11 protein-coding genes are annotated in these 13,915 nt (G+C 60.5%); 1 reads left to right on the forward strand and 10 read right to left on the reverse strand.

The window, feature by feature from the left end; translation table 11 throughout:
* Nucleotides 1–140 precede the first annotated feature (140 nt).
* From BV034_RS11965 to BV034_RS12005, 9 genes are all read right to left on the reverse strand, one after another.
* Nucleotides 141–1,316, reverse strand: a complete 1,176-nt coding sequence (locus tag BV034_RS11965) for an IS110 family transposase (protein ID WP_050027247.1) — start codon at nucleotides 1,314–1,316, stop codon at nucleotides 141–143.
* A gap of 471 nt (nucleotides 1,317–1,787) precedes the next feature.
* The gene (gene phoU, locus BV034_RS11970) at nucleotides 1,788–2,456 is read right to left on the reverse strand and encodes a phosphate signaling complex protein PhoU (protein ID WP_050027248.1); all 669 of its coding nucleotides are present in this window, start codon (nucleotides 2,454–2,456) and stop codon (nucleotides 1,788–1,790) included.
* Between the two features lie 152 nt (nucleotides 2,457–2,608).
* Nucleotides 2,609–2,962 (reverse strand): DUF3147 family protein, encoded by a 354-nt coding sequence (locus BV034_RS11975; protein WP_050027249.1) that lies wholly within the window; start codon nucleotides 2,960–2,962, stop codon nucleotides 2,609–2,611.
* A 144-nt stretch (nucleotides 2,963–3,106) separates the two neighbouring features.
* Nucleotides 3,107–3,577: a hypothetical protein gene (locus BV034_RS11980; RefSeq protein WP_050027250.1), complete on the reverse strand. Its 471-nt coding sequence runs from the start codon at nucleotides 3,575–3,577 to the stop codon at nucleotides 3,107–3,109.
* A 142-nt stretch (nucleotides 3,578–3,719) separates the two neighbouring features.
* The gene (locus tag BV034_RS11985) at nucleotides 3,720–6,845 is read right to left on the reverse strand and encodes a CusA/CzcA family heavy metal efflux RND transporter (protein WP_050027251.1); all 3,126 of its coding nucleotides are present in this window, start codon (nucleotides 6,843–6,845) and stop codon (nucleotides 3,720–3,722) included.
* 9 nt (nucleotides 6,846–6,854) lie between these two features.
* Nucleotides 6,855–8,024: an efflux RND transporter periplasmic adaptor subunit gene (locus tag BV034_RS11990; RefSeq protein WP_050027252.1), complete on the reverse strand. Its 1,170-nt coding sequence runs from the start codon at nucleotides 8,022–8,024 to the stop codon at nucleotides 6,855–6,857.
* A gap of 34 nt (nucleotides 8,025–8,058) precedes the next feature.
* Nucleotides 8,059–9,318, reverse strand: a complete 1,260-nt coding sequence (locus BV034_RS11995; protein WP_265592905.1) for a TolC family protein — start codon at nucleotides 9,316–9,318, stop codon at nucleotides 8,059–8,061.
* A 92-nt stretch (nucleotides 9,319–9,410) separates the two neighbouring features.
* A complete protein-coding gene (locus BV034_RS12000) occupies nucleotides 9,411–9,851 on the reverse strand; it encodes a hypothetical protein (RefSeq protein ID WP_050027254.1) in 441 nt (146 codons plus the stop codon).
* A 335-nt stretch (nucleotides 9,852–10,186) separates the two neighbouring features.
* Nucleotides 10,187–12,094 (reverse strand): ABC-F family ATP-binding cassette domain-containing protein, encoded by a 1,908-nt coding sequence (locus BV034_RS12005; RefSeq protein ID WP_050027255.1) that lies wholly within the window; start codon nucleotides 12,092–12,094, stop codon nucleotides 10,187–10,189.
* 104 nt (nucleotides 12,095–12,198) lie between these two features.
* On the opposite strand from BV034_RS12005, the gene BV034_RS12010 reads away from it, so the two are divergent.
* Nucleotides 12,199–13,008 (forward strand): glycerophosphodiester phosphodiesterase, encoded by an 810-nt coding sequence (locus tag BV034_RS12010; protein WP_050027256.1) that lies wholly within the window; start codon nucleotides 12,199–12,201, stop codon nucleotides 13,006–13,008.
* Between the two features lie 233 nt (nucleotides 13,009–13,241).
* Here the strand turns inward: BV034_RS12010 and BV034_RS12015 are convergent, their stop codons facing one another.
* The gene (locus tag BV034_RS12015; protein ID WP_050027257.1) at nucleotides 13,242–13,841 is read right to left on the reverse strand and encodes a sterol desaturase family protein; all 600 of its coding nucleotides are present in this window, start codon (nucleotides 13,839–13,841) and stop codon (nucleotides 13,242–13,244) included.
* Between the last annotated feature and the right edge of the window lie 74 nt (nucleotides 13,842–13,915).

Genomic DNA, 13,915 nt, shown 5'->3' on the forward strand with positions numbered 1-13,915 from the left:
CAGGGCCGTGCATCTCGCCCTTGCGGGCTACAAGGATCAGTCAGGAATCGATCATTCTGGTAATGCGGGCTAAACCTTGCGGCGGCCAAGCCTTGGGTCGATCAGATTCTCCGACTGAAAGTGTTTCAGCAGGGCGGCTCTTAGGTGGTGGCTGGCTCCAAGCCCAGGCCTTCCAACGTTGCCGTTCCTACGTGCAATCTCCAAAGATCAACCATGAGCATCCGGGCGCAGGCCACGATCGCCTTGCGCTTCCTGGCTCCACGGACCGTGGCCTCAGGCCCCAGTTCCTCGGGATATTTCCTCACCCCCCTCCAGTTCGGATTGAGCCTGCAGATCCTCCACGCCGCTTCCACCAGCGTCGTGCGGATCCGCGAGCTGCCCATGCGGTCAATCTGCCCCATCTTTTGACTTTCTCCGCTGCTGTACTCACTGGGGCAGCAGCCGATGAAGGAGCCGGGCTGACCCCGGTTCTTGAACCGGTTCCAGTCACCCACTTCCGAAGTGATAATGGCATAGCTGAGTTCACCCAGTCCTTTGGGGCGAACTTCGCCTGTCGGGGTTCTCTCCTGCGTCGCCTCAGATGCACCGGCCTTCACCGTCTTGAATTTGCTGATGGCCTTCTTTTTGAGCTCGTCGCTATCACTGTTTAGCTGCAGGCACATTCTCTGCATGGGCTCAAGCATGCCCACCAGCCACGTGCGGCAGGCGGCGAGCAAATCGGCTTTGAGCTGCTCCCAGTTCTTGGGCGTCCACCAGCCCTTGAGTTCCTTCAACCAGCCATGGTCCCACAGCAGGCTGCACCCTTGGGCCGCAATCTGACAACGCATCTTGATCAGCTGAGACCGTCGACGGTGATACCCTCGTTGTTGTTGTTTCTCCACCGAGGGGACCCTGACCGGGCGCAGACAGGCTCGGTTGCCCCGGCTCACATAGTCCCAGAGCAGGGAGGCCAGCATGCGGGCATCGCGTTTGTCGGTCTTGCGTTTGCCACTGAGCTCCTGGGGAGCAACCACCATGCTGCCGGCTCCGGCCCCTTCCAACTCGCGGTGGAACTCCCAGCCGAAGCCACAAGCCTCCTGGACGCAATGGACTTCACAGCCTTGCTTGATGAGCCAGCCAACCAGTTCAACCCAGAGGCTGCGAGGATGCTTGTCCAGATTGAGCGGTTGGCCTCCGGCGACGATCAGGGCGCCTGCGGGAGTGTTTAGCTCCAGGTCCAGGCCCAGGGTGACACGGCGTTCCTGGCCAGCAAGATTGAGGGCCTTGCAGATCGCTGCGTGACAAGGGATGGGGGTGTGCAAAGTATAGGTGGTCATGATGGTGTGGGTCAGTGCCTTTCGCGTGGCACCAGGCACGCTGCCTGTTGTTTGCTGATCCCGCCATCATGGCGTCTGGCATGACGCCGGACCTTCGGCCCTCCTGAAGTGGCATCCGTGCCACTGGCCAGGCGGATATCCCATCGCGACTCCGGAACTCACCAGCGCAAAACAGCAAGACTATCCTTTTCCCTGATGGCATTGCCCTATTGGTGGGTATTCATGAAACTACAATGCCGAAGGCATGATAGAGGGTAGCCAGGGGCCGGGCGAGCTTTGCGAGTCCATGCCCCTGGAAAGGGGCGAAAAGCGCATGCATCCTGAAGGGATGCCAGAATCGTTCGCGCCGGCGGGATAGAGGAGTCAAATGACACCGCTCTGGCGGACCAACTCACCGCCACAAAATAAAAATCCCAGACGGGACGTTGCCAGCCTGGGATGAATTCGGGAGATGCTCCTGCCGGGCAGCTCTTAGTGCTCGTGGCGGATGTCACGGGCCACGCCGGCGTACACGGCGTCTTCGCCGATGTTCACGGAGTGGTCGCCAGCACGCTCGAGGAAGCGGGCGATGAACACAAGGTCAATGTAATCCTTGAGGCGGGAGGTATCTTCCTCCATGCGCTTGGTGAGGCGGATGATGAACTCGTTCTGCTGGTGGTCCAGCTCCTTGTCGCGGGCCTTGAGGCTCGTCGCCAAAGGCACGTCTTCCACGCTGAATGCCTGCACGGAGTCCTTGAGGAGCGCCATGGCCTGGGCGTGGATCGGCTCGATCATGCGGGTCTCTGGCAGATCCAGGCTCTGAAGGATGCGCTTGGCACGGCGGGCAATGTTCACGGCCTGATCGCTGATGCGCTCCAGATTGCTGGATGCCTTCATAGTGCTGACCACGCGGCGGAGGTCCTGCGCAAGGGGGGTGAAGCGGGTCAGGATGGCGATGCCGGTGGCGTCGATTTTCTTCTCATACTGATCTACCTGCTCATCTTCGGCGATGACCTGATTGCAGAGGTCAGTGTCACGTTCAATCAAGCCACGCACAGCATCGTTCAGGTTCTGTGTGGTGACGCTGGCCATATGAAACAGATCCTGGCGCAGTTGATCGAGGGCTTGGTCAAAGCTGGAGAGGATATGGCGGTCGTTCATGATGACGGAAGACGTACTGAGATGGAATGGTGGAATTTGTGCACCACCCAACATCACAGGGGGGCTGCAAGCGAATGGTGGCATGTGAAGTTTGCGTCACATTACCCGGTTCCAACGGGTAAAATGCGATAGAAACTTCCACGGACACTGAATCATAACCTCACCCCGGCGACACGCAACAACCACATGGTGAGGAGGTAGAGGAGAAAGGTGCCGAGGATGCAGAGTCCCAGTCCGGGCCAGAATCCCCAGCCGCGTCGCAACAGGATGGGCAGCACCAGGAACATCGGCAGAGTGGGAAGCACGAACCAAAAGGTGCCGAAGGCGTGGCTCGCGATCAGCTCGGTGTCTTTCTTCTCCGTATAGAGCCAGATGAAGGCGAGCAGGGAGGTGAGAGGAAGTGAATGGATGATGGAGGCGGCGAAATTATTGCGCTTGGCAACTTCTGTCACTACAACGATCACCGCTGCACTGAGAAGAAACTTCAGAATCTGGAAGGCGGTCATGAGGATGAAGAGTTTGAAGTTTTCAGTGTTTAGTTTTCAGGCGGCTGAGTTGTTGCAGGAATCCGCTGCCTTCAAAAAAACACCCTCCATGCAAGGAGCAGGGAGGGTGCCGTGGATCAGAAGGGACGAGAGGGGAACACCCGACTACTTCTTCTTTTCTTTCGTTTCGCCTTCAGGGGCGCATTTGCAGAGCCATTCGGCGGCCTTGCATTCTTCGCAGATCTCCGCGTTGTAGTGAAGGCGGGCGGTCACGGGCTTGGCCTTGGCGCTGGCTTTGAACTGGAAGATGACCCAGTAGGCTTCGCCTTTCTGCATGGGCACCACGAACTTGCCATCGGCCTTGGTGACTTCCACTTTGGTGGGTTTGTCGCGATCACCTGCCGTGACGGTTAGGACTTGGTCGCCCAGAGCGACTGGCTTCATGTCCTTGTCGAGCAGCGCGATCTGGAACTTGCCGTCCTTGGCAGTGACTTCGCCGTGCATGGTTTCGTCCTTGCTGAACTCCAGAATGCGGCCGCCGTTGGGGCCCAGTTCCACGCCGCCATGGGCGAAGAGGGAGTTGGCAGCAAGCAGCACAGCAGCGAAGAGGGAGGCGATTTTCAATTGGGTTTTCATGTTCGTTCTGGTTTGGCTCAGGGTTGTGAGGTGGTTGGACTCGGTTTGATTTGAATCGATTCGATTCGGTTTCTGTTGGTTTGTCTTTTGACTATCGTCGGTCCCCTGGAATTCAGGGGAAAGGGGCTAAAATTGCAGGGAATCAATGAGCGGCGGGTGCCTCCAGCCGGATGGCTTGCTCGGCAGCCTTCCGGCCGAAGAGGGAGAAGGCGGCAGGTGTGACGAGCAGATCGAGGAGTGTGGAGCTAACCAGACCGCCCACGATGACCACAGCCACCGGGTGGAGGATTTCCTTGCCCGGCTCACCAGCAGCCAGCACCAGCGGGATAAGGGCGATGCCAGCGCTGAGGGCGGTCATGAGCACGGGTACAAGGCGCTCCAGCGTGCCGCGGATGATCATCTCCCGGGTGAACCCTTCGCCTTCATGTTTCATGAGGTGGAGGTAGTGGGAGATCATCATGATGCCGTTGCGGGCGGCGACGCCACCCACGGCGATGAAGCCCACAAGCGTGGCGATTGAGATGTTGTTCACCACCTGCCACGTGAGCACCAGACCACCCATGAGGGCCAGGGGAATGTTCACCAGCACCTGGAGCGCCAGAGAGGCGCTCTTGAAGTACCCGTAGAGAAGCACGCTCACCACGGCGAGAACGAGGGTGAACAGCATTGTGATGCGCTGGGCCGCCTCCTGCTGGGCCTGGAACTCCCCTTCAAAGCTCACGAAGTAGCCGGTGGGGAGGTTGAGCTTTTCCCTGACCTCTTTTTGCAGACGAGTCACGATGGACTCCAGATCGCGCTCGCTGGTGTTGGCTCCTATGACGATGCGGCGTTGGGTGTTCTCGCGGTTGATGACATTGGGACCTTTGGAGTCTCTCACGTCGGCGATGAGATGCAGCGGAATGCGCCGACCGGTGCTGGTTTCGATGGGCAGGTCCCGGATTTTTTCCGGGGAATCCCGCCATGATTCCGGCAGCCTCAAGACGAGGTCCATCGTGCGCTGACCTTCCCGCAACTCGGTCACTGTGGTGCCGCCCACCAGTGCGGAAAGCTGGGCGTTGAGCTCACCTGGTTGCATCCCGTAGGCATGGGCCCGCTCGCGGTTCACTTCGATCTTGAGCTGGGGGATCGGCACCTGGGCCTCCAGGTTCACATCGGTAAGCCCGGGAATCCCACGGGCTATCGCCTCCACCTGCTTGCCGTATTCGCGCAGTTTCTGCAGGTCGGGGCCATAGATTTTGACCGCGATCTTTGCGCTGACTCCGCTCAACATGTGGGACAGGCGATGGCTGATGGGCTGCCCCACGTTCACAAAGGTGCCCGGGATGGTGCCCAGCTTCTCGCGGATCTCCTTGAAAACCTCGTTGCGATGACGCCCGTCTTTGTTGAACTCGACATCGAACTCGTTGACCGAAACCGGGACCACGTGGTCGTCGCGTTCCGCTCGTCCCGCCCGGCGCCCCACGCTTTTCACCTCGGGAATGCTTTGAAGAATGCGCACGCCCACTTCACCGATCTCATTGGACTGGCGGAGTCCCGTGCCGGGTGGTCCGGCCAGGGAGATGGTGGCGCTGCCCTCGTTGAAGGTGGGCAGGAACTCCTTGCCCATGCTGGGGTAGAGCATGAAGGAGCCCATGAGCAGCACCGCGGTGACACCTAGAACCAGGAGCGGATTGCCCAGAGCCACCTTGAGCAGCGTATGTTTCACGCCATTCTTGAGCAGGCGCACGAGCCAGCCATCGTGGGAGCCGTGGGCTTCCTTGGTTGGCTTGGGATTGAGCACCAGAGAGCAGAGCACCGGGATGACGGTCAGTGAGACCACGAAGGACGCGATCATGCTGGTGATGGTCGCGATGGCAATGGGGGTGAAGAGGCGACCTTCCAGGCCTTCCAGTCCCATGAGGGGCAAGAAGACCAGTACAATGAGCACGGTGGCGTAGAGGATGGAGTTTCGCACCTCACCCGAGGCGGTGGCGATGACCTCCAGCTTGGGCTTGGGAGCGGAAGAGGAGGCGTTTTCCTGAAGCCGACGCCAGACGTTTTCCACATCCACGATGGCGTCATCCACCACCATGCCGATGGCCACGGCCAGGCCACCAAGAGTCATGGAATTCACGCTGACTCCCTGCCACTGGAACACGAGCAGCGTGATGCCAAAGGAGAGGGGCATGGCCGCGAGAGTGATGAGGGTGGTGCGGACGCTCAGCAAGAACAGCAGCAAAACTACGGCGACCATGACAGCCCCTTCGAGGATGGCTTGCTTGAGGTTGTCCACAGCACTCTGGATGAAGTCTCCCTGGCGGAAAAGAATCTCCAGCTCGACATCCTCGGGGAGGGAGGGTTTCAGGTCCTTCAAGGCCTTCTCAATGCTGGCGCTCAGTTTGAGCGTGTCAAAGCCGGGTGCTTTGTCGATGCTGAGGATGACTCCCATGGTGCCATCGATGCTGGCATCGCCACGCATGAGCTGGGGGCCGTACTGGAGCGTTGCCACATCCCGGATGAGCACGGGGCGATGGTCGAGCTGCTTGACCACGGTGCGCCCGAGTTCATCGAGGTCTGTGGTCATGCCCAGATTGCGCACCATGATTTCCCGGGTGTCGGTCGTCAGGTAGCCGCTCGTGGAATTGTCAGCAGCGCGGGTGGCCGCCTGTTGTAATTCCTCGAACGTGATGCCGTATGCGGCCAGCTTTTGCGGATCTGGCAGGATCTGGGCCTGCTTTACACCACCACCGATGGCCAGCACTTCCGCCACGCCGTTGATGCTTTGCAGTCGCCTGCGGACGGTCCAGTCGGCGAGCGTGCGAAGGTCCATGGGGACCGTCTTGTTGTCCTTGCTGCGGATGCCCACCAGCAGGATCTCACCCATGAGGGAGGACACGGGCGTCATCCCTGGTTGGGTGCCTTCTGGCAGAGTGTTGAGCACGGCCTGCATGCGCTCCTGCACGAGCTGACGCGCGCGGTAGATGTCTGTGCCCCACTTGAACTCCGCAAAGACCAGGGAGAGGCTGACGTCTGAGCTGGAACGCAAGCGGTCCAAACCGCCCACACCCTGGAGCGCGGATTCGATGGGCTGGGTGACGAGGGTTTCCACCTCCTCAGGAGCAAGGCCCGGAGATTCCGTGAGGATGGTCACGGTTGGTTTGGTCATGTCTGGCAAGACTTCCACCGGCAGGTTTTTCAAGACCTGCCATCCAGACACCAAGATCAACAGCGCTGCCGCCAGAATGATGGGGCGGTGTCGCAGCGAGAATCGTATGAGATGATTCAGCATGGCCGGGGCTTACAGGCTGCGTTTGCGGAAGATGAAACTCAGCGCGAGCATGCAAAAAAGCAGCGCACTGGTCCCGGCGAAGAAGGTGGTCAGGCGGGTCCAACCGCCTTCGCCACCACCGTCGTGGTCATGATCGTGGCCGCCTTTACCGCCCGCCGCGATCTGCTCCTTGGTCATCTCTGTGCCGTCCTCATTGTGAGGATGGCCGTGGGCGGCGTCGAGCGCCTCACGCAGGGAGACGCTGCCCGCTCCGGCAAAGCTCAAGGCATACGCTCCCTTGGTCACCACCTGGTCTCCGGGAAGGAGGCCACTGAGAATCTCCACACGCTCATCGTTCTGGGCGCCGATCTGCACCGGTGTTTTTACAAAGGCATGCTTCAACTCGTAGTCCGCGATGAAGACATACCTTTCCCCGGCATCACCCTGGAGGGCAGAGCGGGGGATGGAGAGAACGGCGTCGCGTTTGCTGGTGACAATGCTGAACTCCGCCCGCATGCCGGGACGCAGCAATTTGTCTGGATTGGGCACGTGAAAGGCCGCTTCCACCGTGCCAGCAGTCTCATCTGCATAGGCACCAAGGTGGTTGAGCTGGGCCTCAAACACCTTGTCAGGGTAGGCGGCAATGCGGATGCGCGCGTGTTGCTCCTTGGCAAGCCTGCCAGCCAGATGCTCAGGTACGCGGGCAGCCGCTTCCACCTGGGAAAGGTCCACAATCTCGATGAGGGACTGGTCCGGGCTGATGGGCTGGCCCTGAGCGATGTCCACCTTGGCAATGGTACCAGCAATGGGTGACTCCAGCCGCACTGTGGGCGGGGGATCGCCCGGTTGACGGCTCTCCACCCACATCAGTTCCTCGCCCTCGTCCACTTCCTGGTCTGGCAGGGCCAGCACAGAGAAGGCGCGACCGGGGATGCGGCTGCTCACCACGGCTTTCTTGCCAGGCAGCACCTCGATGCCGCCGAGGGCGAAGATGGTTTCCTCGAATTCTGTTTCCTCGGTCTCCGCAAGTTCCAGGCCCAGGTTTTTGATCCGGGTCTCGTCAAGAATGATGGTGCTGTCCTTGCGGTTGCCGCCTCCTTCTGCGGCGTGAGCAGGAAGGGCGTGCAGCAGCATCAGGCAGACCGCAAGCAGAAGCAGGCGCAATCCGCGCCAGGCGGAGGTGAAAATAGATGGGGTCATGTAACGAAAAGTATGAAAAGGGGGAGCGAGGAAATTATTTGCTGCTGCCACTGCTGCGCAGGGCAGGCTGGGTGGCGGTGGCGGCCTCATGCCGTGCCCGGGCGAGGTGGTAGCTCTGGAGTGCATCCAGTGCAGCCGTCTCGGCGTGCAGCTTCTGTTCTCTGGATCGCAACAACGCCATGGCGTCCGCTTCCCCGACACTGTAGGCCTTCTCGATGGTCTGGGAGTGTCGCTCGATCGTGGGGAGGAGTTTGGTCTTGGTCTCGCTATAGAGGCGGGCGCTGGCGGCCATCTCCGCGCGGGCGGCGGCGGCTTCACTCTGGATGCGGGACTCGAGCGCCTTGGTCTCAAGGACGGCCCGCTGTTGGGCGGCCTCTTTCTCGGCGATCAATCCTTTCTGCTTGTTCCAGAGGGGGAGAGGTAGGCTGATGCGGAAGCCGACGAAGCTGTCGCCTCGGATGCCTTCAGGAGCGTCCTCGCTCTTCTCATGCTCGACGGTCAGACCCACGCCGATGTCTTCCCATCGGGATGACTTGGCGAGATCCACCTCACTCTGCGCGACGGATTGAGCGATCCGGGAGGAGTTCAGATCGGGACGACCCTGCACGTCGATGCCCTTGGCCCCATTGCTGATGGCCGGGAGCGATCCGGTGAGCGTCAGGCCATTCGTCGCACTCACGCCCAGCAAGGGCTTGAGCTCATTCACAAGGACTGCTTTTTGTCCGGTGATCTGCTGCAACTCCAGCAGACGGTTTTGGTTGTCGATCGCCAGTTGGGCGGCATCGCTGGCGGCAATTTCTCCCGCTTGCGTGCGTTTCTCGACCACCTCGACGAGCGAGTTGGAGACCTTCAATTGGGCTTCCACGAGGGCCAGTTTTTGGTCGGCCACGAGGAGTTTGATCGCTGCGGCATTGACCTCGGCGATGAGCTTGCGCTCTTCGTTGCGGACTTCCGCCTCGGCCTGCGCCAGTTGCTGGCGGCTCAGGGTCTTCTCCTGGCTGAGCCGGGCAGTGAGGGGGAACTTCTGGTTGAAGGCGACCCCGACATTTCGTTCTGAGCTCCGCGGGTTCTTGTTGTTGTCGAACTCCAGCTCGGGGTTGGAGAGGCGGCCGGCCTGATGGAGGCGGCCCTGCGCCTCCACGATGCGCATGCGGGCGGCAGCGATGTCAGGATTGTGTTTCAGCGCGTAGGAAGGCGCGCCGTTGATTGAGATCTGGACGTCGCCCCTTAGCAGGGCGGGGCACAGCAGGAGGCTGGAAAAAAGCAGGGAAGTGAAATAGGAACGTGGTTGCATGACGGGTGCATGAAGCAGGTGATGCGCGAGCATGACGAAGCTGCGCAGGTTTTATTGCGTAGAAGGTGGTATGATCACCACCACGTTCCGGCTCAAACGAGCAGGACGACGCACTCCTTGACCTGGAGTGCCGCCGGGGGGCTCTCCGCCAGATGATGCGGCGGACGAGAGTCGATTTGATCTTCTGCAATCAAAAGAGGAATGACTGGCCGCGCAAAGTCGGGCAGGTCGAAAAGCATCACAGGTGCGGGGGCCTGAATGGTAACCGTGGCAGACGTCTTGTTCTGCGCCTTGAACTCCTTCTTCAGCGGAGTGTGCGGCTGGGAGTCATGATGGTCGGCATGTTCATGGTGACTGCCTTCTTCATCCGTGGCCACCTGGCTCCCGTGGGCGTGGCAGTGGTCAGAGGCCACTTCCACCGGTTCCCCGGTGCAGACACAGACATAGTGGTGATTGAGGCCCGCCACCTGCGCCCAGCCCACCGCGACGAACGCGAGGAAGAGAATGCAGAAGTTGGTGACGGACTTGTTCACGACGGATAGTTAGCGACAGGGAGCGCCGAATGTCAATTCTTCGCTTCAACCCGTGCTTGCGGTGACGATGAGACGAAGGGTGTGGGGGTTTTGTTCAACGCACTGTGTGGAAACGCAATGAGCAGCGCAGATTGGCAATTCGCTTTGCCGCCGCTTGGCAATCGGAAGGGAGGGGGCAAAGGGCTTGGAGGTTGCCATGAGGCGATGCCTAAATCGGCTCATCTGGCGATCCCGGGTTGGGTGATCCGTCGCGTTGCTCACGTTCGGCGGTTGTGCTTGAGGCACAAACTGCCGCTCCCTTGGACTATCGTCGATTCAGCCCGTGGGGCAGGAACTCACGCTGTCGCTGCCTGCTGAACCTGCTCCAATTCTTCCCAGCGAGCATAGAGACGGGCGACCTCTGCTCGGGCCTTTTCCAGGGCCGCGATCTTGGCGGGAGCCTCAAGCGAGCGGGTGACGAAGAATTCGGGATCGTTCAGGGTGCGGTCCAGCTCCTCGACCTTGCCCTCTGCCTCCATGATGAGGGCTTCCATGCCTTCCAGTTCCTTTTGCTCCTTGTAGGTGAGCTTGCGAGGCTTCGCGGCAGCGGACGCAGTGGGTTTGCGGGCAGCCTTGCCCGGCTCTGCCCAGGAGGGACGTGCGAGCAGGTCGCGTTCCTTTTTCTTCTCCAGATAGTAGGAGTAGTTCCCTGGCTGGACAAACACACCGCCGTTTTCAAAGGCGACGATCTGGTCGCACACGCGGTCGAGGAAATAGCGGTCGTGGCTCACCACAAGCACACTGCCTTCGAAGTCCACGAGGGCCTCCTCAAGCATGCGCAGGCTGGGCAGGTCGAGGTCGTTGGTGGGTTCATCCAGCACGACGATGTTGCCACCCCGCTTCAGCACCTTGGCCAGCATGAGCCGGGCGCGTTCACCGCCGGACATGAGGTCGATGCGCTCGCGGAGCCGGTCGTCATTGAACAGGAAGCGGCGCAGGTAGGTGCGCACCCCCATCTTCTGGCCACCGAAGGAGACGGTCTCATCCATGTCTGCAATTTCCTCGATGACAGTCTTGCTGCCGTCGAGCTGCATGCGGTTCTGGTCAATATAGTTGAAGCTGACTTTCTTGCCGATGGTGACGGAGCCCTCATCCGGCTGGCGTTCACCGAGACACAGGCGCAGTAGCGTGGTTTTGCCCACCCCGTTGCGGCCCACCACGCCGGTGCACTGGCCGGGTTTCAGGGACATGGTCAGGTGACGGAAGAGCCAGCGGGCTTCGTCTCCCTCGCCCACGCGGGCGGAAGCGTTGAGCAGGTCCACTCCGATGTTCCCCATCTCCGGGGCCGGGGGGATGAGCACATCCATCTCGCGCTCCTCCACCGGCGCGTCCTGCCCGGCGATGGAGTAGTACTGGTCCATGCGATGGCGGGACTTGGTGCCGCGGGCTTTGACCCCGGAGCGCACCCATGCCAGCTCCACCTTGAGGAAGCGCTGGCGCCGCCGCTCGGTCTGCTCGGAGATCTCCTGCCGCAGAGCCTTGGACTCCAGATAGGCAGTGTAGTTTCCCGGATGCGAATAGGCCTTGCCGTCAAAAATCTCGATGATGCGGGTGGCGATGACGTCGAGGAAATAACGGTCGTGCGTGACGAAGATGACGGCTCCTGCGAAGGTGCGCAGGTAGTCTTCCAGCCAGCGGATGGACTCGGCATCCAGGTGGTTGGTGGGCTCGTCCAGCAGCAGGAGATCCGGCTGTGTGACGAGCGCCCGGCAAAGGGCCACACGACGCTTCTCTCCACCGGAAAGGGGGCCGACTGGTGCATCCAGGGGAGGAACATCCAGAGCGGTGGCATCGGCCTTGATGCGGGCTTCCAGATTCCAGCCATCGGCGGCCTCAATGAGATGGTGCAATTCCGCGAGTTCCGCCTCGCTGCCCTCGCCGGCTTCATAGCGCTGGAGCCAGCCCATCAGATCGGCGACGCCGGACTCGATGTTCTCCCGGACGGTCTTGGTGCCGTCGAGCACGAACTCCTGGGGGAGGTAGCCCACGCGCAGACCACGTCGGCGGGAGATGATCCCACTGTCGGCCTGGTGCTCCTCCGCCAGAATCTTGAGCAGGCTCGTTTTGCCGCAACCATTGCGGCCCACGAGGCCCACTTTCTCTCCCGGGGCCACAGCCAAGGTCACGCCCTCCAGCAGGTGTTGCTGTCCGTAGGACAGGAACAGGTCGGTGGCGGAGATCAGGGCAGGGACGACGGCGCTCATGGGGCGGGCAATAGACCCCGCTCCGGGGCGGGTGTCCAGTGCGGACAGGATGTCACTCAATGTCTCTTGAAAGGATCGGGTGTCCGTGGCCCGTTTTGCTCGCTATGACGTTGACGTTGAATCGCCTGCTTCCACTCCTGGCCGCCAGTCTGGCGTTGCCCCTCTCCGCCACCGAGATTGTCGGCCACCGCGGAGCCTCCCACGACGCCCCTGAAAACTCCCTTTCTGCCATGAAAGAGGCCTGGAAGCAGGGGGCCGATGGCGCGGAACTGGATCTCTGGCTTTCCAAAGACGGGCGACTGGTGGTGATGCATGACGGCACCACCAAACGAATTGGCGGAGTGGACAAGAAGATCGTCGACCAGACCTGGGAGGAGCTTCAGAAGCTGGATGTGGGCAGTTGGAAGGATCCCAAATTTACGGGGGAGAGAATCCCCACTCTGGAGTCCATTTTTGACGCGACCCCGGCAGGGAAGAAGATGGTGCTGGAGATCAAATGCGGACCCGAGATCCTGCCGGAACTGGCAAAGGTGATCAAGACCTCCCCGCTGTACCCCAAGCAACTGGTGATCATCTCCTTCAACTACGAGGTCATGAAGCAGTCCAAGCCCCTCTTCCCCGAGGTGGAGCACTATCTGCTGGCCGGCTACAAGAAGGACAAGGAGACCGGCAAACTGCCTGAGCTGTCTGAGTTCGTGGAAAAAGCCAAGGCTGCCAAGCTGGATGGTCTGGACCTCAACCATGGCTGGCCGATTGATGCGGCCTTTGTGAAAGGCTTGAAGGATCAGGGGCTGAAGCTCATCACCTGGACGGTGGATGATCCCGAAATCGCCAAGCGGCACGTGAAGGCCGGGGTGGATGCGATCACAACGGACCGCCCGGCGTATCTGCGGGAGAATGCGCTGGGGAAGTAGGCGACTCTCGAGACAGGATTGACAAGATTTAGCACAGATTAACAAGATGGTGAAAAGGGGATGGGTCTCGGGCCTGTCCCCTCTTATAGTTTTTGGGGGTGGGGGAAGATGGACTGAGCCGCGTTTACGCGGCTCAGTTAGTTCTTAGACAGAGAGCATAAACCCCCAAACAAAAAGCCCGCTGGAATGATCCAGCGGGCTTTTGTATTTGAAATCGGGATGCGAGGCGGGCTCTACGCGGCAGCCATGGTGCCGGAGGGCTGCTTGGGCTGAACGTCTGGGACGGAGGGGCCGCGGGCTTGGGCGAAGTGGGTCTTGGCGCGCAGCATCAGAGTGCCGAGGACGAGATCCGCCAGGGGGAACACCACGTTGAAATTCTTGTGCATGTAGCGGTGGTGCAGCAGGTGGTGGCCGTTCAAGCGCTGGAAGATCCAGGGCTTCTCCACGCGGCGGTTCTTCGGGAGGTGCATGCACCAGTGAAGGTACTCGTAGATGCCGTAGTAGGCACCTGCGGCGAGCACGCCGCCCAAGGCCAGCGGCCAGATGCCAAACACCAAGGCACTGAGAGTGGTGGGCAGGGAGCAAAGCAGGATCAGAACTGGGCCGTTCCACCATTCCATGGGGATCTTCTCCTTGTCCTTCTCATTTACCAGATGGTAGGTGTGGTCTGCCTTGAAAATGTGGTGATGGACGACCGCGTGGGCCTCGAAGGCGTAGCGGAACTTTCCAACCGGGCGGTGCATCACGTACTTGTGCAAGTACCATTCAAAAAACGAGGCAAAGGCGAAATTGGCGACAAAGCCGGCAAGGCACCAGAGAAGGATTTCGATCATAGGGAGGGGATGGGCGCCCCGGAGGGCTGGAGCCGGAGAGCCTCCATCCTCGCGTCAAATCCTCAAGCGGGATT

The sequence above is a fragment of the Verrucomicrobium sp. BvORR034 genome (assembly GCF_000739635.1).
Lineage (GTDB): Bacteria > Verrucomicrobiota > Verrucomicrobiia > Verrucomicrobiales > Verrucomicrobiaceae > Verrucomicrobium.